This window comes from Kitasatospora sp. NPDC041917 (assembly GCF_055589745.1).
Window position 1 is genome coordinate 18,794 of the sequence record NZ_JBVJBI010000065.1, and the last position, 17,931, is coordinate 36,724.

At 73.0% G+C, this 17,931-nt stretch carries 15 protein-coding genes and 1 tRNA gene; 10 read left to right on the forward strand and 6 right to left on the reverse strand.

The features are described from left to right. Positions 1-3: 3 nt before the first annotated feature. Positions 4-2,271 carry a DUF4139 domain-containing protein gene (locus ACZ6EM_RS38445; protein WP_465774491.1) on the reverse strand — a complete coding sequence of 756 codons (2,268 nt, stop codon included), beginning with the start codon at positions 2,269-2,271 and terminating at the stop codon, positions 4-6. Between the two features lie 544 nt (positions 2,272-2,815). Here ACZ6EM_RS38445 and ACZ6EM_RS38450 point away from each other — a divergent pair. The 3 genes from ACZ6EM_RS38450 to der all read left to right on the forward strand — a co-directional run bounded on the left by ACZ6EM_RS38450 (position 2,816) and on the right by der (position 6,591). Further along, complete coding sequence (locus ACZ6EM_RS38450) at positions 2,816-3,901, forward strand: prephenate dehydrogenase (protein WP_380546829.1); 1,086 nt, start codon at positions 2,816-2,818, stop codon at positions 3,899-3,901. 345 nt (positions 3,902-4,246) lie between these two features. Continuing rightward, positions 4,247-4,960 carry a (d)CMP kinase gene (cmk, locus tag ACZ6EM_RS38455; protein WP_401054989.1) on the forward strand — a complete coding sequence of 238 codons (714 nt, stop codon included), beginning with the start codon at positions 4,247-4,249 and terminating at the stop codon, positions 4,958-4,960. Between the two features lie 176 nt (positions 4,961-5,136). Further along, positions 5,137-6,591 (forward strand): ribosome biogenesis GTPase Der, encoded by a 1,455-nt coding sequence (der, locus tag ACZ6EM_RS38460; protein WP_401054988.1) that lies wholly within the window; start codon positions 5,137-5,139, stop codon positions 6,589-6,591. Positions 6,592-6,694: 103 nt separating this feature from the next. Here der and ACZ6EM_RS38465 read toward each other — a convergent pair whose 3' ends face one another. Both ACZ6EM_RS38465 and ACZ6EM_RS38470 read right to left on the reverse strand, forming a co-directional pair. After that, positions 6,695-7,594 carry a hypothetical protein gene (locus ACZ6EM_RS38465; protein WP_465774492.1) on the reverse strand — a complete coding sequence of 300 codons (900 nt, stop codon included), beginning with the start codon at positions 7,592-7,594 and terminating at the stop codon, positions 6,695-6,697. A 281-nt stretch (positions 7,595-7,875) separates the two neighbouring features. Next, positions 7,876-8,754, reverse strand: coding sequence for a hypothetical protein (locus ACZ6EM_RS38470; protein WP_465774493.1), 879 nt, complete (start codon positions 8,752-8,754; stop codon positions 7,876-7,878). A 589-nt stretch (positions 8,755-9,343) separates the two neighbouring features. On the opposite strand from ACZ6EM_RS38470, the gene ACZ6EM_RS38475 reads away from it, so the two are divergent. The 7 genes from ACZ6EM_RS38475 to ACZ6EM_RS38505 all read left to right on the forward strand — a co-directional run bounded on the left by ACZ6EM_RS38475 (position 9,344) and on the right by ACZ6EM_RS38505 (position 16,390). Next, the gene (locus ACZ6EM_RS38475; protein WP_465774494.1) at positions 9,344-10,165 is read left to right on the forward strand and encodes a transglycosylase family protein; all 822 of its coding nucleotides are present in this window, start codon (positions 9,344-9,346) and stop codon (positions 10,163-10,165) included. Between the two features lie 327 nt (positions 10,166-10,492). Beyond that, positions 10,493-11,182, forward strand: coding sequence for an alpha-ketoglutarate-dependent dioxygenase AlkB family protein (locus tag ACZ6EM_RS38480; protein ID WP_465774498.1), 690 nt, complete (start codon positions 10,493-10,495; stop codon positions 11,180-11,182). Positions 11,183-11,322: 140 nt separating this feature from the next. Next, entirely contained in the window at positions 11,323-12,192 is an 870-nt protein-coding gene (locus tag ACZ6EM_RS38485; RefSeq protein WP_465774495.1) for an acyl-CoA thioesterase, read from the forward strand. Positions 12,193-12,386: 194 nt separating this feature from the next. Next, entirely contained in the window at positions 12,387-13,178 is a 792-nt protein-coding gene (locus ACZ6EM_RS38490) for a DUF1684 domain-containing protein (RefSeq protein ID WP_401052213.1), read from the forward strand. A 149-nt stretch (positions 13,179-13,327) separates the two neighbouring features. Then, the gene (locus tag ACZ6EM_RS38495; protein WP_452179672.1) at positions 13,328-14,758 is read left to right on the forward strand and encodes an MFS transporter; all 1,431 of its coding nucleotides are present in this window, start codon (positions 13,328-13,330) and stop codon (positions 14,756-14,758) included. Positions 14,759-14,893: 135 nt separating this feature from the next. Then, positions 14,894-14,967, forward strand: a tRNA-Pro gene (locus tag ACZ6EM_RS38500). A gap of 892 nt (positions 14,968-15,859) precedes the next feature. After that, the gene (locus ACZ6EM_RS38505; RefSeq protein WP_452179673.1) at positions 15,860-16,390 is read left to right on the forward strand and encodes a hypothetical protein; all 531 of its coding nucleotides are present in this window, start codon (positions 15,860-15,862) and stop codon (positions 16,388-16,390) included. Between the two features lie 128 nt (positions 16,391-16,518). Here ACZ6EM_RS38505 and ACZ6EM_RS38510 read toward each other — a convergent pair whose 3' ends face one another. The 3 genes from ACZ6EM_RS38510 to ACZ6EM_RS38520 form a co-directional block, all read right to left on the reverse strand. Then, complete coding sequence (locus ACZ6EM_RS38510) at positions 16,519-16,647, reverse strand: hypothetical protein (RefSeq protein ID WP_465774496.1); 129 nt, start codon at positions 16,645-16,647, stop codon at positions 16,519-16,521. Between the two features lie 414 nt (positions 16,648-17,061). Next, on the reverse strand, positions 17,062-17,538 hold the full coding sequence (locus ACZ6EM_RS38515; protein WP_401054146.1) for an endonuclease NucS domain-containing protein: 477 nt from the start codon (positions 17,536-17,538) through the stop codon (positions 17,062-17,064). A 114-nt stretch (positions 17,539-17,652) separates the two neighbouring features. Then, the coding region (locus ACZ6EM_RS38520) for a tyrosine-type recombinase/integrase (protein ID WP_465774497.1) at positions 17,653-17,931 on the reverse strand (279 nt) is incomplete at its 5' end.

Here is a 17,931-nt window from a genome sequence, read left to right on the forward strand (position 1 = left end):
CGCTCAGTTCCTCCGGTTTCCGCCGACGATGGCCTTTCCGGCCGGGATCTTGATCAGGTAGCCGCCGTCCAGCTCGGTGCGCCCGCCCGGCGGCAGGTCGACGCGCCAGAGCCGGGTGCTGGGCGGGCAGTCCGGTGCGGAGACGGTCGGGGCGTGCCAGTCGGCCCGCTCCTCGATCCGGATCTCGGCGTCGGAGGTGACCGGCACCCGCTCGCGGACCTCCACCGTGACGGCGCGTGCGAGCCGGTTCGCCAGCCGGACGTGCACCCGGTGGTCGAGGACGGTGCTGTTGCCCTTCAGCATGCCGGTGGTGGACTCGTGCAGCTCGGTGCGGCGCGCCACCTCGATGCTCTCGGCGACGCCGATGCCCAGCCGCCGGGTACCGCCGGGCGCCAGGGTGGGCAGCGCGGCGGTGAGCAGGAACTCGTCGTCCACGGTGACCTCGGCCGGGCCGGCCAGGACGGCCTGGTCGGTGCGGTTGGCGAGCACCAGGGTCGCGTACACCTTCTCCTCGACGGCGGGGACGGTGACGTACTCGGGTCGGACGGCGAGGGGGATCTCGCCGACGGTGACGGTGTGCCAGGTGCCGTCGGACGGGATGTCGGCGGGGGCGGCGGCGTCGAAGCGGTGGTCGAAGGAGCCGGCGGACTCGCGGGGCGGGACGGCGTGCCGGGGCAGGGCGAGGGTGCGCAGCTGCGTGGTACCGCTGCCGCCGGGCAGGGGCCAGGCCTGCTCCTCGCGCTCGATCCGTTCGGGGCGGGCGTGCAGGGTGCCGCGCCGGGCGGGGGGCTCCTCCGGGCCGGCCAGGACGAGGTCGGGGTAGTCGAGCAGAGTGGCGTCCGGGGCGAGGCCGGGCGGAGGCGGCGGAGGGGCGGCGTGGCCGACGCGGCGGCGGGCCTCCCCGGGCGGGAGGCCGCCCGGAGCCTGCGGCGGCGGTGCGTAGGCCGCGACCGGGGCCGGGGACAGGAGCGGCGGCGGGGCGCCGTAGCCGGCGAAGCCACCAGGGCCGCCCGGGGGCGGGGGCATCGGCTCGTCGGCGCTCAGCAGGCCGCCGCCGTACGGGCCGGCCGCGGGGGCGATCTGCTCGTCGGCCCCGAAGGCCTCGGCCCGGGGACCGCCCGGACGTGCGCCGCCGAGACGGGCCGAGCGGGCGGCAGGGGCGGCGGAGACGGGCGTCGGGGCGGGGGTGACGATCGGGCGGGATGCGGTGCGGTGGGGTCGGTGGTGCGGGGCGGGGCGGTCGGCGTCGGCCGCGTCGTAGCCGGTGAAGAGGTCGGTCAGGCCGGCCGGGGGCTCGCGCCAGCCGGAGGGCGGCGGGGCGGGCTGGCTGCGTCCGATCCGCAGCGAGGCGAGCCGGGGCAGGTCGGTGCGGCGGTCGAGGTCGGCGGTGGACAGGGCGAGGCGCACGCCCGTCCAGTCCTCGCCGGTGCGCTGGGCGACGGCGGCGCGCAGGACCAGGTGGGCGGTGTCGGAGCCGGTCCGGTAGGACAACCGGTAGGCGGGCACCCAGCGGGCGGCGGGGACGCCGTACTCCAGTTCCAGGTCGAGGTGGTCACCGCCGGGGGCGGTGTCCTCGGTGGTGCCGGGGGTGGTGAGGGCGGCGGTGCCCGCGGTGGCGCCGGGGGCGGTGCCGGGAGCGGTGAGAGTGAGCAGGACGGTGGTGCTGGTGCCGATCGGCTCGGCCCGGTCGGCGGTGGACGCCCGTTCCAGCCGGTCGGCAGCCAAGTCGAGCTCGTGATCGGCGAGTTCCAGCTCCCGGGTGAGCTGCTCGGCGCGCTCCTGGAGCCGGGCCAGCCGCTCGTCGACGAAGTCGGCGAGCTCCAGCCACGCGTCGGCGGGCGTGCGGCGCAGCGGCTCGTCACGTCGGCGCTGCGGCGGGACGGCGCGCAGTGCGGCGGTCTCGGCGATCGAGGCCAGGACCAGCCGGTGGCGCTCGGCGAGCGCGCTGCGGCGCTCGGTGGCCTCGTCCAGCGCCCGCTTCAGGTCCGGGAGTTCATCCGGCTCGCGGAGTTCGGCGAGCAGTTCGAGCCGGGCCTCGGTGACGGCGGCGCCGGCCGGTCCGGAGAGCACCCGGGCGCGCAGCGAGCGGCCGTCCAGGGCGGCGGGCAGACCGGTCAGCCGCAACCGTCCCCCGGGCGGGACCGGGACGGTGGCCCGTCGGCGGCACACCGCGCCTTCGGCGTACACCACGACGGAGTCCAGGGCCGACGGGTGGGCCGGTACGGCCGGCGGTTTCGACTGCCCGCTCCGGCCGTTGTGCTGATCGTCCATGCGCAACCCCTTCGTTCGCGTGTTCCCCGAGGTGTTCCCCCGCCGCGTGGCGTCGGCGGTGCGGTGCTCGTCGTGTGGTGCTCGTCGTGCGGTGCTCGTTGTGCGGCGTTCGTTGTGTGGCGTTCGTTGTGCGGTGTTCGTCCTGCGATGCTCGTTGTGCCGTGCGGGCCTCCGGCTCGCCCGCATGCCTGCCCTGTTCGCCTCTGCTTGCTGTCCTGACTGTCCTGACTGTCCTGAACTGTTCTGCTGCCGGTCCGTTTCTTCTGCGTTGCCCAGGTTCCGTGCGGCCCGTGCCTTTCTCCGGGCGGCCAGTCTGCCCCGCTTCGGGGCGGGCGTCGCAGGATTTCCGGGTCCGACGTGCGCACTGTGTGGGACGGGGGCGGGTCCGTGGCGGTTGCCGGTGCCGGAAGCTGCCGGGGCTGCCGTGCGGGTTGCCGGGCAGTGGGTGGGGACTTCGGCGGGGTGGATGAGGGAGGATGGGGCGCGGGTGCTCCCGAACGGTCCCGGCACCTGTCGAGATTCGTGATGAGGAGAGCGACCCGCCATGCGCACTGCCGTCGTCGTCGGCACCGGACTGATCGGCACCTCCGCCGCGCTCGCGCTGACCGCTCGCGGGCTGACCGTCCATCTGGAGGACGCCGACCCGGACGCGGCCCGTACCGCCGAGTCGCTCGGCGCGGGCATCACCGACCCGGTCGACGGCCCGGTGGACCTGGCGATCATCGCCGTCCCGCCCGCGCTGGTCGGCAAGGTGCTCGCCGACTGCCAGCGCCGCAACCTGGCGCACTGGTACACCGACGTCGCCAGTGTGAAGGCCGGCCCGAGCGGCGAGATCGCCGAGCTCGGCTGCGACACCGTCCACTACATCGGTAGTCACCCGATGGCCGGCCGTGAGAGGTCCGGCCCGCTGGCCGCCCGCGCCGACATCTTCGAGGGCCGCCCCTGGGTGCTCACCCCGACCGCGGACACCGACACCGAGACGCTCAACGCCGCGCTGGAGCTGGTCGCACTCTGCGGCGCGGTGCCGATCGTGATGGACGCCGCCGAGCACGACCGGGCGGTCGCCCTGGTCTCGCACGCCCCGCAGCTGGTCTCCTCGCTGGTCGCGGCCCGGCTGGAGAACGCCGACGAGACCGCCATAAGGCTGTCCGGTCAGGGCGTGCGCGACGTCACCAGGATCGCCGCCTCCAACCCCGGCATGTGGGTCGACATCCTCTCCGCCAACGCGGGCGCGGTCGCCGACGTCCTGGAGGGGGTCGCCCGCGACCTCGCCGAGACGGTCACCGCGCTGCGCGCCATGGAAGCCGTCGAGGAGGACGAGCGCCAGGCCGGAGCGGCCGGGATCGAGGCCGTCATGCGGCGCGGCAACACCGGTCAGGCCCGGATCCCCGGCAAGCACGGGGCGCCGCCCACCCGGTACGAGACCGTGGCGGTCGTGCTGGGCGACCAGCCGGGCGAGCTGGGCCGGCTGTTCGGGGAGGTCGGCGACGCCGGGGTCAACATCGAGGACGTCGTCATCGAGCACTCGACCGGGCAGCAGGTCGGCTTCGTCCAGCTGTCGGTCGCGCCGACGGCGGTGAAGCGGCTGACCAAGGCGCTGCGGGCGAGCGGCTGGAGCGTCCGGGACTGACGTTCCCCGGCGAGCGGCCCGGCCTGTGCCCGGTATACCGGGTGTACCGGGTGTACCCCGTGTACCAGTACACGGGGTACCGGCGTACCGGCATGCTGGGAGTTCGACTGGTCCGAGTCGAACGGTCGGTATCGATTAGTCTTTACCGACCAATCCGTGTCGACTGGCCGAGGTCGACCGGTTCACGCCGCCCGGTCCGTCTCGACCGCCCGGCCCGTCTCGACCGGTCGGGCCGGACAGCGGCGGAGAGTGTCACGGCGGCGGTCCATTAACCTTGAGGGAGACAATCCCCGGCCGTCCGCCTGCCCAGGCTCCGGCTCCCATGCTTCGAGAGAGGTTCGCCCCGTGGACACTGCCGACCGAGCGCACGCCCCGGTCGTCGTCGCCATCGACGGACCCTCCGGCTCCGGCAAGTCGACCGTCTCGCGGGCGGTCGCCGCCCGGCTGGGCCTGAGCTTCCTGGACACCGGCGCCATGTACCGGGCGATGACCTGGTGGATGCTGGTCAACGAGGTCGATGTCGACGACCCGGAGGCGGTGGCCGTCGCGTGCGGCAAGCCGGTGATCGTCTCGGGCACCGACGCCGACGGCCCCACCATCACGGTGGACGGCCAGGACGTGTCGGGCCCGATCCGCGGCCCCGAGGTGACCGCCAAGGTCAGCGCCGTGTCCGCGGTCCCCGCCGTACGGTCCCGGCTGGTGGAGCTGCAGCGCGGCTGCGCCGAGGTCGCCGAGCGCGGCATCGTCGCCGAGGGCCGGGACATGGGGACCGTGGTGTTCCCGGACGCCACCGTCAAGGTCTTCCTGACCGCCTCCGAGCAGGCCCGGGCCGCGCGCCGGGCGGCCGAGCTGCGCGCCAAGGGCGTGGAGGAGGCGACCATCACCGCGATGGCCGCCGACCTCGCCCGCCGCGACGCCGCCGACTCCTCCCGGAAGACGGCCCCGCTGGCCCAGGCCGCGGACGCGGTCCTGGTCGACACCAGCGACCTCACCCTGGAGCAGGTGATCGACCGGATCGCCGGGCTGGTGGAGGAGCGGGCCGGACTGTCCGCGGTCTGACCGGCGGCCGCCGGTCCGATCATGACCGGTCCGAGCGCACTCGGGCCGACCAACGACCGAAGTGAACCGCGGGCCGTCGAGGTGCCGCGGAGACAACCATCGCGCTGCCCCGAGAGGGGCAGGTACGCACGGCACGCCCCTGGGAAGGGCCGGGCCGGGAAACGGAACAGACGAACATGACCGCAGAGCACGCCGCCACCGGCCACGGTGAGCTGGACGCCGCCGACTACGCCGAGTTCATGGCACTCGCCGCCGAAGAGGGCTTCGACCTCGACGGCTTCGACGCCGTGGACGGTGCCGAGCACGTCCGACTGCCGGTGCTGGCCGTCGTCGGCCGCCCGAATGTCGGCAAGTCGACCCTGGTGAACCGCATCATCGGCCGCCGCGAGGCCGTCGTCGAGGACAAGCCGGGCGTCACCCGCGACCGGGTCACCTACGAGGCCAGCTGGAACGGCCGCCGCTTCAAGGTGGTCGACACCGGCGGCTGGGAGATCGACGTCCTCGGCATCGACGCCATGGTGGCCGCCCAGGCCGAGCTGGGCATCGAGCAGGCCGACGCGGTGCTGTTCGTGGTGGACGCCACCGTCGGCGCCACCGACACCGACGAGGCCCTGATCAAGCTCATCCGCCGGGCGGGCAAGCCGACCGTCCTGTGCGCCAACAAGGTCGACGGCCCCTCCACCGAGGCCGAGGCCGCCTACCTCTGGTCGCTCGGCCTGGGCGAGCCGTTCCCGGTCTCGGCCCTGCACGGCCGCGGCTCCGGCGACCTGCTGGACGCCGTCATGGACGCGCTGCCCGAGGCCCCGCCGCAGACCTTCGGCGACGCCGCCCCCGGCGGCCCGCGCCGCATCGCGCTGATCGGCCGGCCCAACGTCGGCAAGTCCAGCCTGCTGAACAAGGTCGCCGGCGAGGAGCGCGTCGTCGTCAACGAGCTGGCCGGCACCACCCGTGACCCGGTCGACGAGATGATCGAGCTCGGCGGCAAGACCTGGAAGTTCGTGGACACCGCCGGCATCCGCCGCCGGGTCCACCTGACCGCCGGCGCCGACTTCTACGCCTCGCTGCGCACCTCCTCCGCGCTGGAGAAGGCCGAGGTCGCGGTCGTCCTGATCGATGCCAGCGAGACCCTCGCCGAGCAGGACACCCGGATCATCTCGATGGCCGTCGAGGCCGGGCGCGCCGTCGTCATCGCCTACAACAAGTGGGACCAGCTGGACGAGGAGCGCCGCTACTACCTGGAGCGCGAGATCGAGCGCGACCTCGTCCAGGTGCAGTGGGCCCCGCGGGTCAACGTCTCGGCCAAGACCGGTCGGCACATGGAGAAGCTCGTCCCGGCGGTCGAGAGCGCGCTGGAGGGCTGGGAGACCCGCGTCCCGACCGCGCGCCTGAACGCCTTCCTCGGCGAGCTGGTCGCCGCCCACCCGCACCCGATCCGCGGCGGCAAGCAGCCGCGCATCCTGTTCGGCACCCAGGCCGGCATCCGTCCGCCGCGCTTCGTGCTGTTCGCCTCGGGCTTCCTGGAGGCCGGTTACCGGCGCTTCATCGAGCGCCGCCTGCGTGAGGAGTTCGGGTTCGTGGGGACGCCGATCTCGATCTCGGTGCGGGTCCGGGAGAAGCGCAAGAAGAAGTAGTAGTAGGTAGAAGGAGTGGTCGGTCCGCCGACCGACGGCCGGAGGGCCTCGCCGCAGTGGTGGCGGGGCCCTCCGGCGTTTTCGGGCGCGGGCCCGGCGGGCGTCAGCGGTGGTCGACCGTGGGACCAGGGGGCAGCGAGAGCATCTGGCGGTGGCGGCCGCCGGTGGACCGGGTGGGGGCGAGGCCGGAGACCGTACCCATCACCGGGGAGGGTGCGGGCGGTGCCGGGGGCTGGGGCGCGGGGACCGGCACCGGCATCTGCGTGGGGTGCGGGGACGAGCCCAGGTAGCCGGTCGCGACCCAGCCCTGGCCGTTGGTGAACTGGGCGGCGGGGAGGGCGGGTTGCTCCTGGGCCGGGGCTGCGGTGGCGTGGCCCGGGCCGTCGCCGGCGGGTGTGGGGGTGGTGGTGGGCTCGGGGTGGCCGCCGGAGTGGCTGCCGGGGTGGCCGTGGTGACGGCCGGTGGTGAGGCTTGCGGCGTGGGCGCCGGTGTGACCGCCGACGTGGCTTCCGGCGGTGTGCGCGCCGTTGTGATCACCGGTGTGACTTCCGTGGTGACTGCCGGTGTGGGTGTTGGCGTGGGTGCCGGTGTGGGTACCGGTGTGAGCGCCGCTGTGGCCGTGTTGCTGGGCACCGGCATGGCCGTGCTGGTGGCCGCCGGTCGGCCCGGACCCGTGGTGCTGGGAGCTCGGCATGAACTGGGGGAGGCCCGGCGCCTGGCCCGCGAGGGTGTGGAAGGCCTGCTGCTGGGGCGGGTACGGGCGCTGCTCGCCGAGCACCGGGTAGCCGTCGCGGACCGCGAAGCCGGTGAACTTCAGGTCCTCCTCCCCCGAGCGGTCGCCGGGCAGGGCACGGAAGAGGCGCCGGTACTCGGAGTACAGCTCGTCGTAGATCGGCGTGGCGGAGTGCGGGTGCTCGGCGTCGTACGACGGGCGCATGCCCGGGATCGAGCGCGAGGCGGTGGTGGACCGGCCGGGGGCTGCGGAGACGTCGTAGCTGTACACGTAGGAGCCAACGAGTGAGAGGGGCGGGGGGATGCGGGGCGCCGGGGTGTGGGTGCGCCCACACGCCGGAGCGTGGAGGGGGAGGGCGCGCCGGGCGGAGTACGGGGGCGCCGGGGTACGGGCCGGGCGGTGCCGCCGGGGTGTTGGGCGTATCGGGGCGCTGGGGCGCTGGGGCGTTGGGCGCGCGCGCCCGCCCGCCCGCCGGAAGACGGCCACGGGGGAGGAGGCCGCATTCCGGCGGGTACGGGGCGGGACCGGGCGGGACGGGGCGCCGGGACGGATCAGGTGCCGGCGAGCGGGAGGGAGGCGGCGACCACCTGGCCCAGTGCCACCGCCCGCTCCAGCGCCTGGCGCAGCAGGTCCTCGCGGGGCTGGCGCCCGACCATGCCGGCCGGCACGGCGTACATCGTCACCTCGGACAGCTGGTTCGCGGCCATCCGCCAGGCGTCGGTGACCTGGAGCGGCTGGTGCGCCTGCCACCAGCCGGTGCTGCCGCCGGCCGCGGCGGGCTGGAGGACCGCGTGCAGCTTGCCCATCGCGACCAGGACGGACCAGCCGGGCAGCTGGTCCGGGGTCTCGTCCAGGTCGGTGACGGGCTGGAAGCCGGCGTCGTGGAGCAGGTCGAGGAACTCGTCCTCGCCCGAGGTGCTGCCGGGGCGGCCGACCGGCCCGGTCGGCTCGACCACCAGCGAGGCGTGCCCGACCTTGCCGTGCAGCACCAGCCCGCAGGTGATGCCGAGGATGGCGGCCTGGCCGGGCGCGGCCGGCTGGGTCGGGGCGGGTCCGCCGGGCGCGGCCGGGGCCGGTGCGGTGGCGGAGGCGGGGACTGGTGCGGGGGCGCCCGGCGCGGCGGCGGGGACGGCCGGGTCCGGGCCGCCGGGCTGGGACTGGTTGATGCTGCGGACGGCGCCGACCAGCTGCTCCTCGGAGACCGGGACCACCTGGGAAGGGATGCAGCGGGCGTGCGCGAAGGCGAGGACGGCGGTCTCCTCGCCGACGAACAGCACGGTGCTGGTGGGCTCCACGTGCGTGTCGCCGGGGGTCCGGCAGGAGGTGCACTCGTAGCTGTCGGGGGCGCGGTCACCGCCTAGCAGCCGGTCGGCCTCGTCGTCGCCGATCTCGGACCGGACCTCGTCGCTGACGTCGAGCATGCGCGGCACAGGGTCTCCTCGGATGGGTGCGGATGGGGGTTCGGGGCGGACACAGGGAGGTCGCCATGCCCAACGGGCCCTTGTGTCAGGCGTCACGGGTGCCCGTCGAGGCTGACGGGAATTGCGTCTGATCCGACCGCGTGGCGTGTTCCCGTGGTCGCAATCTGTCGATGTCGGTGCCGGGACTGCTGGAATCAAACAGTGAGGTGGGTCACGCCGCACGGATGTTTGATCTAGGAATCAATGGCCAAAGCGGACATTTCGGTCACGATTGCATGGTCGTTACCATCGGTAACCCCCGGCTGACCTGGGCAGATCGTTGAAGTTTTGGCTTCCCCGTCGACCGGCTCGTAGCTTCTTGGTCGGCGCAACGAGCGCCACCCGGGTTCACCCCCGATGCACAGCCCCCCGGTCCGCCGGGTGCGGCAGGTGCCCGCCGACGCGATCGCTCGAACAGGTCGTCGGCGAGCGGCTGGGTGGCCGGGGCGGCAGCGGCACGTCCGACACGTGCACGGCCGTCCGACGGACGCGGCAAGCGAACGCGGCCCTTCCAGGGCCTGGTTCCGCATGTCCGCCCGGGGCTGTCGAGAGGAACCCCATGACCTTCCGTAACGAGACCGCCGCTGCCACCACCTCCACCGTCACCAAGCGCAACCGCGTTCGGATGGCGGTCGTGGCGGGCGCCGCTGTCGCGGCCCTGCCGGTGGCCGGCCTCGTCACGGCCACCTCGGCCTCCGCCGCCTCCGTCTCCACCTGGGACGCCGTCGCCCAGTGCGAGAGCGGCGGCAACTGGGCCATCAACACCGGCAACGGTTTCTACGGCGGTCTGCAGTTCACCTCCAGCACCTGGGCCGCCTTCGGTGGCACCGCCTACGCCCCGCAGGCCAACCAGGCCACCAAGGCGCAGCAGATCGCCGTCGCCGAGAAGGTCCTCGCCTCGCAGGGCCCGGGCGCCTGGCCCGTCTGCTCCGTCAAGGCCGGTCTGACCAAGGGCGGCGCCCCGGCCGCCGTCGACACCTCGGCGGGCTCCACCTCCGGTTCGACCGCCGCCAAGCCGGCGCAGACCCCGCAGACCCCGAAGGCCGCCAAGCCGGCCGAGGCCCCGAAGGCCGCCCCCAAGGCCCAGGCCGCGCCGAAGAGCGACGCCGTCGCGCCGAAGGCTGCCGCCCCGAAGGCCGACGCGCAGAAGGCCGACGCCCAGAAGTCCGCGCCGAAGGCCGACCAGGGCGCCAAGTCCTGGAACCGCTCGAACGACGCCAAGCCGGCCGTCAAGGGTGACTACACCGTCAAGGCCGGTGACACCCTGAGCTCCATCGCCGCCGCGCAGGGCCTGGACTGGCACGACCTGTACCAGAACAACGCCAAGGTCATCGGTGGCAACCCGGACCTGATCCTCCCGGGCCAGACCCTCAGCATCTGAGGTCTCTCCGAGCGCTGAGGTCCCGTGCGTAGCCGGCATCGGCTACCGGGCTTCACGGCGCCGGTGCCCGACCGGGCGGCGATGCGCCGACCTGTCGAGGTGCTGACGAACCGATGTACCGACGTGCCGACGTACGGACATCAGGACGTGCGGACGTGCGGACGTACCGATGTACGGATGTACCGACGTACGGATGTGCTGACGTACCGATGTGTCGATGTGCACGGCTTCCACGGCCGCTTCTCCGTCGCGCGGGTTCTTCCCGCCGACCGGGGGAGCGGCCGTCGGCGTTCGTGGGCCGGCGCGGTGCGGGAGGATGGTGGGGTGATCCAGGGTGAGCTGTTCGGTGACCCGGGTGGGTGCCCGGACGGGCGCGAGCGCTCCGAACCGGCTCCCGGCGCCGTCCTGCTGCCCGGCTGGCTGGACCTCGGCGCTCAGCAACGCCTGGTCGCCGCCTGCCGGGAGTGGGCCCGCCCGCCGGCCGGCCTGCACGCCGTGCGGATGCCCACCGGCGGGATGATGTCCGTCCGGATGGTGAGCCTCGGCCTGCACTGGTACCCGTACGGGTACCGGCGGGTCGCCGAGGACGGTGCGCCCGTCAAGCCGTTCCCGCCGCCGCTCGGGGAGTTGGCCCGCAGGGCCGTCGCCGAGGCGTACGGGGCCGCGCTGGGGGAGATCGCGGGCGCGGCGTCGTACGAGCCGGACATCGCGATCGTCAACCACTACGCGCAGGGCGCGAAGATGGGGCTCCACCAGGACCGCGACGAGCGGGCGGACGCGCCGGTGGTCTCGTTCTCGCTGGGCGACGGCTGCGTCTTCCGGCTCGGGAACGCCGAGACCAGGACCCGTCCGTGGACCGACCTGGAACTGCGCAGCGGGGACCTGCTCGTGTTCGGTGGTCCGGCCCGGTTCGCGCACCACGGGGTGGTGCGGACGTTGCCGGGGACGGCCGATCCGGCGTTGGGGATGGTCGGGCGGCTCAACATCACGGTCCGGGAGTCGGGCCTGGGGGAGTAGCCCCGGGAGGCGGGACCGTCGCTCGTCTACTCGTTCGAGTGAACCGGGGGTTCCGGACTGCTGCGCGGGAATGACCCGGGTCGCCGGAGAATTCGAGTGAGCTGGAGAATGCATTCGGAGTCCGGAGAGGAAGCGTGCGCATGGGTACCCCCGTCGACGACCTGGTCGATCTGCTCGACCTTGAGCAGATCGAACTCAACATCTTTCGTGGGCGCAGTCCCCAGGAGGCGCTGCAACGGACGTTCGGCGGCCAGGTCGCCGGGCAGGCACTGGTCGCGGCAGGGCGCACGGTGGACGACGCGCGCCCGGTCCACTCGTTGCACGCCTACTTCCTGCGCCCCGGGGTCCCCGGCGTGCCGATCGTCTACCAGGTCGACCGGATCCGCGACGGCCGCTCCTTCACCACCCGCCGGGTGCTCGGCATCCAGGGTGGCCGGTCGATCTTCGCGCTCACCGCCGACTTCCACAGACCCGAGGAGGGCGGCATCGAGCACCAGTACCCGATGCCGGCCGTCGCCGCCCCCGAGGACCTGCCCAGCGCCCTGGACGAGGTCGGCTCCCGGCTCGGCGAGCTGCCCCCGTTCATCAGCCGCCGCCAGCCCTTCGACATCCGCTACGTCGACCGGCTGCGCTGGACCGAGGAGGAGCTGGAGGGCGTCGAGGCGCGCAGCGGCGTCTGGCTGCGCACCAACGGCCGACTGCCGGACGACCCGCTGATCCACGTCTGCGCCCTCACCTACGCCAGCGACATGACGCTGCTGGACGCCGTCCGCGCCCCGGTCGAGCCGCTGTGGGGCGAGCGGAACTTCGACATGGCCTCGCTCGACCACGCGATGTGGTTCCACCAGCCGTTCCGGACGGACGACTGGCTGCTGTACCAGCAGGAGTCCCCGATCGCGCACGGCGCGCGCGGCCTCGCGCGCGGACAGATCTTCGACCGGCACGGCCGGCTGGTGGTGTCCGTGATGCAGGAGGGACTGTTCCGTCCGCTGAAGCGCCGCGACGGGTAGGTGACCGGTAGGCGATGTGTGCGGCCGGTTCCGTGCCCCGGGTTGTGCCGCGTGTCGGCGCGTTGCCGCCGTGTTGCGGTTTCGGCGGTTCCGGGCCGACGGGAATGATCCGTCCGAGCGGACGGTGTTGTGGATGACCGAGAGGGGCGGCCCGAACGGCGGGCCGTCCGCGAACCGACCGGGAGGGTGGACCGATGACGGCGACAGCCGCGGAGGACTGGAAGCACTGGAGCGACGGCCGGGCGGCGTCGGTGAGCGCGGAGCACGGCCAGCTCGCACTCACCGGCACGCACTGGCTGGAGCCCGAGCCGGCCGAGATCCCCGGCCTGCCCGGGCACTGGTGGGCCGACGCCGAGGGCGTGCGGGTCCGGGCCGCGGCCTCCGACGGCATCACGGTCGCCGGCGCCGGCGCGCCCGTGGACGGCGAGGTGCTGCTCCGCCCGGACAGCGACCCGGCCGCCGACACCGCCACCCTGGGCGCCCTGCTGCTCGTCCCGATCGAGCGCGAGGGCGAGCTGGCCCTGCGGGTCTTCGACCCGGCCGCACCCCGCCGGGTCGCGTTCGCCGGCATCTCCGCCTACCCGTACGCGCCCGAGTGGGCCGTGCCCGCCGTCTTCACCCCGTTCGAGGACGACGACGCGCGGTCGGTCGTCGTCCCGAACGCCGACGGCCGGGAACGCCCGCTGGCCGTCTCCGGGCAGATCGCCTTCACCGTGGCGGGCGAGCACCGCACCCTGACCGTCAGCGGGTCGGGCGAGCGGCTCAGCGGCGTGATCGCCGACGCGACCAGCGGCATCGACACCTACCGCTTCCGCTTCATCACCCTGCCGGCGCCCGACGCCGAGGGCCGCACCGTCCTCGACCTCAACCGGGCCTACCTGCCGCCGTGCGCCTTCTCGGACCACTTCATCTGCCCCTTCCCGCCGCCGGGCAACCGGCTGGACTTCGCGGTGGAGGCGGGGGAGAGGCAGGTGCTGAGCCGGTAGCGGCCCGGCCGGGGCGAGGCCGGGCGGGGCGGGCCCGGGCCGCGGTCCGGCTCGGGCGTCTTCCGGCTCGGGCGGGCCCTGGTTCGGGCGGGCCCCGGCACGGGCCCCGGTGGGAGACCGTCCGGGGGCGGAGCGGAGCATGGGGGACTATGTCGAACAATCAACATTCCACGCCGTCCCCGTCGTCGCCCCGGTCCTCGTCGCCCGCCCCGTCCACCTCGCACGGCTCGGCCCCCTCGGCGGCCACGCCCTCCCCGGCCCCCTCCACCCCCTCGCACTCCGCCGCCGAGTCAGAACCCGATCCCGGGCCGGGAGGCGGACCCGGGCCGGGACCGGCGGCCGGCTCACCCTGGTACCGGCGGGCGTTCGCCGACCTCAGCCCGCTGCGCGACCACCCCGACTACCGCCGGGTCTGGGCCGGGCAGGCCATCTCCTCCATAGGCCAGCAGATGACGGCCGTCGCCGTCTCCGTCCAGGTCTACGAACTGACCGGCTCCGCCTTCGCGACCGGCCTGGTCGGCATCTTCTCCCTCGTCCCACTGGTCGCCTTCGGCCTCTACGGCGGCGCGATCGCCGACACCGTCGACCGGCGCAGGCTGGGCCTGATCGGCTCGGCCGGTCTGGCCGTCGTCTCCGCCGCCCTGGCCGCGCAGGCACTGGCCGGCCTCGGGCTGGTCGCCGTCCTGTACGCCGCCGTCGCCGCCCAGGCCGGGTTCTTCGCGATCAGCTCGCCCGCCCGGTCCGCGATGATCCCCCGTCTGGTGCCCAGCCACCAACTCCCGGCGGCGAACGCCCTGAACACCGTCAGCATGAACCTCGGCCTCACCGTCGGCCCGATGCTCGGCGGCGTCCTCATCGGCACCTACGGCGCCCAGGCCGCCTACCTGATCGACACCGTCGCCTTCACCGGCACCCTCTACGCGATGTGGCGCCTGCCCGCCATGCGGCCGCTCGGCGAACGCAAGGGCCGCGCCTCCGTCCTGGACGGCCTCCGCTTCCTGCGCGACCAGCCCAACCTGCGAACCAGCTTCCTCGCCGACCTGGCCGCCATGGTCTTCGGCATGCCGCGCGCCCTCTTCCCGGCCATCGCGGTCACCTTCTACGGCGGCGACGCCGGCACCGTCGGCCTGCTGGTCTCCGCCCCGGCCGTCGGCGCCCTGATCGGCGCGCTCTTCTCCGGCTGGGTCGGCCGCGTGCACCGCCAGGGCGCCGCCATCCTCGCCGCCGTCGCCGCCTGGGGCCTGGCCATCGCGGCCTTCGGCGCCCTCCACAACCTCTGGCTCGGCCTCCTGCTGCTCGCGGTCGCCGGCTGCGCCGACACCGTCAGCATGATCTTCCGCAACACGATGATGCAGGTCGCGGCCCCGGACGAGATGCGCGGCCGCCTCCAGGGCATCTTCATCGTGGTCGTGGCCGGCGGCCCCCGCCTCGGCGACTTCGAGTCCGGCACCGTCGCCGCCCTCACCAACCCCGCCACCTCCGTGATCACCGGCGGCCTCGCCTGCGTCGCCGCCGTCCTCCTCCTCGCCGCCCGCCGCCCCGCCTTCCTCACCTACGACGCCCGCCACCCCACCCCCTGACCCACCCACCCCCAAACCTGGCAGCGAGCACCCCCCGACGTGCTGTATTGTTTTCCACGTCGCCGGGACAACCGGAGACAAGGTCGAGAAGCCCACAGCAGAGCCCCCCAGGCCCCGCTGCAGGCGCCGAGACCACGGGACGTGGCGCAGCTTGGTAGCGCACTTGACTGGGGGTCAAGGGGTCGCAGGTTCAAATCCTGTCGTCCCGACAGTGATGTCGGAAGGCCGTTGGCCGGGTTAACGCCCAGGTCAACGGCCTTTTCCGTGACGGTGCATCAGATTCGGCGAGCATTCGTTCGTATGCGCTTGGGGACCAGTTGGGGACCAGGTGGTCCCGAAGTGGTTGAATCCGGGGGGTGAGGCGCCTCCGAAGGGGCGTTTCCGGCCCCGAAATTGACCACCCACAGTGACCGATATCAAATCGTGACCAACGATTTTTCGACACCCTATGACGCAATCCGGCCATGTTTTCGGGCAGTTGGGCGACTGTCTTCGAATCTGTCAAGACGTCAGCCGACTTCGTGACCTCGTGTCGGAGGTGTCGCGCGGATCCTCCCCGGACGCGTCTGTGTGCCCGTCGGGGTCTGCCTGCTACCCGTGATCATCTACGCACAGTGATCATCGTCGAGACGGTGCGGGTGGGCGAAGCGGCCTACGACCACGAGTGCGCGGAGGGCGCAGTATCAGACGAGGTCCGAGCCGCCTGCCCGGCCGCCCGGCCGAGGTGGCCACGCGATGGCTTGGTCCGCACATACCCGGGCCTCGGGCTCGCCGGTGAGGACCTGGTGCCTACGCTGCATGCGGCCGAGGGCGGGGCCGGCTGGTGATCTGAGTCGGAGGCTTGCCGTCGGTCGGGCACGAGTCGTCCCGGACCTTGTTCGCGACAGGCCTCGGACTCCTGTGGTACCCAGGAGTCCGTCGATCATGGCCCGGAGCGGGCCGCAGTACGAGGGGGACTCTGTGACCGGGCCGTCCATGCCAAGCCGTCCTTCCGGGCCGCCGCCCGCCCCCGGGACACCGTCGCGGCCGACCGCCCCGCCGGCGCCGACGGCCGCCCCGGTCCGTCGCGGCGGGATCGATCTCCAGGGGTGGAGCGCTGTGGTGACCGCCGCCGTCGCGGTCGTCACCCTCGGCGCCGGCTTCGCGGGCGGCTTCTACACCCAGGCCCAGGTGACCGACGGCTCCCGGCCGCAGCCGGCCGTCACGGTGACCGTGCCCGGTCCGACCGTCACGGTGACGGGCCCCACGGTGACCGCATCCCCGGCGGGCAGTCCGGGCTCCGCGCCGGTCCTGAACCCGTTGCCCAGTGGGATGGCCGGCAGCCCGACACCGACCGTGGTGCGGGTCATCAGTGCCTCCCCGGACGGCGGTCAGGGCGGAACGAAGTCGGTCCTCACCGGCCGGGGCTTCCCGCCCAACGAGGTCGTCCGCGTGTCCTTCATCATCAAGGGCGACCTCGGGGAAGACTACAAGACACGCGACCTGCGCGACACCATGACGGACGCCACCGGGGCGTTCTCCGTCGAGGTGGTGATCCCCTCCGACCTGAAGTACGACGCGAACCTGAACGCGTACCTGCGTGCCCGCACGACTGCCACGAAGACCGAGACGGTGTTCGACCTCATCGCCTGATCGGTGCAGGTCGGTCCGCCGAAGCCGTCCTGCCGGCTCGTCCTGGGCCAGGCACAGTGCCTGGCCCAGCTCCAGCCGCCGCAGGTTCACCAGGACCAGCGCGGTCCGCGCATCCGCTGAGTTCCCCACTAACTGGGGCACGCCAGCTCGATGGCGGCGGAACCGAGCGTCAGCAGACTGACGTCAGGCCCGTCAGGGCCGGAGACGTTGACGGCGTCGGCGATCCGGATGGCGCTGTTGACCAGGAGATCCCCCACCTCCGTGCAGGAAGGCCCCCTCGCGCCACTTCAGGCAGCGACTGGTGTTGCTTCGGCGCGTGGGCACGATCTCGGCGGTGTGGGGCCAGTGCCTCCACCAGGTGCTCGCGCGAACCATCATCAGGCATCATGCGGCCTGGATGTGGCAGGCCCTGACCTACGGTTTCTGGACTGAGCGGACTGTCCGTCACCACCTTTCGACCGCTGGGGGTCAAGGGGTCGCAGGTTCACATCCTGTCGTCCCGACTGGAGTTCTCTCCAAAGTCGCAGGTCAGAGGCCGTTTTCTCGTTCGCGAGGAAGCGGCCTTCGGCGTGCTCTGGGGCCTGCCTCTCACATTCGTCTCACGGTTTTCACGGTTCGACGGCGGGGCTGGGGACCGCTCGGCGCTGCGTGCTGGTGACTGTATGCGCTCATTATCCCGTATGTCTGATGCCGTGCACCGGCGTGACGCACTGTTCCGGCGACGAGGGAGGCGGCGCGACGCGCTCTGCGCTCAGTGTCCGGTCGTCATGTACCTGGAGTTCGTAGCCGCGAAGGTCATGGTTCCAGTCCCGGGCCATGTTGCTGACCGGCGCGAGCAGTTCGCGCCAGTCGGTCGACACGATAAGGGCACGGATGCGGTCAGGCGCGACCTGTTTGTCACGCTGGAGCAGCTCAGCGTACTTCGCGACCTCGTGCAACGCCTTACGCGACGTGGACGTCGCACGCTTCAACTCGATGCTTACCCACAGGCCGTGTCGATCGCGAGCGAGGATGTCAATCCAACCCCTCGTACGGAGCGGCGCGTCGCTCAGCGCAAACTCGCAGCGGACCAGGGTCAGTCCTGGTTCGAGAACGTCCAGCTGTTCCGCCAAGAGGTCCCGGAGCTGATGTTCGAGTAACGCGGTCATGAGCGATGACCGTGGCGGTGCGGGCTGACAAGGAGCCCAAGGCGGCGGGAACTCGCCCCCGCCGAGCTGATTGTCATCCTGGCTGGGGTGACGACCGCCCTCTGGTTGCGAACTCTAGTGGTGTGAGCGCGGGCTTGGGAGCTCGATGGGGTCGGCTGAGGTGAGGCCGTGGTCGACGGCGTCGCGGGCGGTCTGGGTGATGAGGTGGTCGTAGATGTTCGCGGTGGTGGACGGGGCGGCGTGCCGCAGGGTCTTGGAGACGACGGCGAGGGGGACGCCGGCGGTGATGGAGATGGTGGCGGTCGAGTGCCTCAGGTCGTGGGTGCGCCGTGAGGCGCTGTGGTTCGAGTGGAGGTGAGAGGCCTTCGCCGCTGATCCTGTCGCAGCAGGACG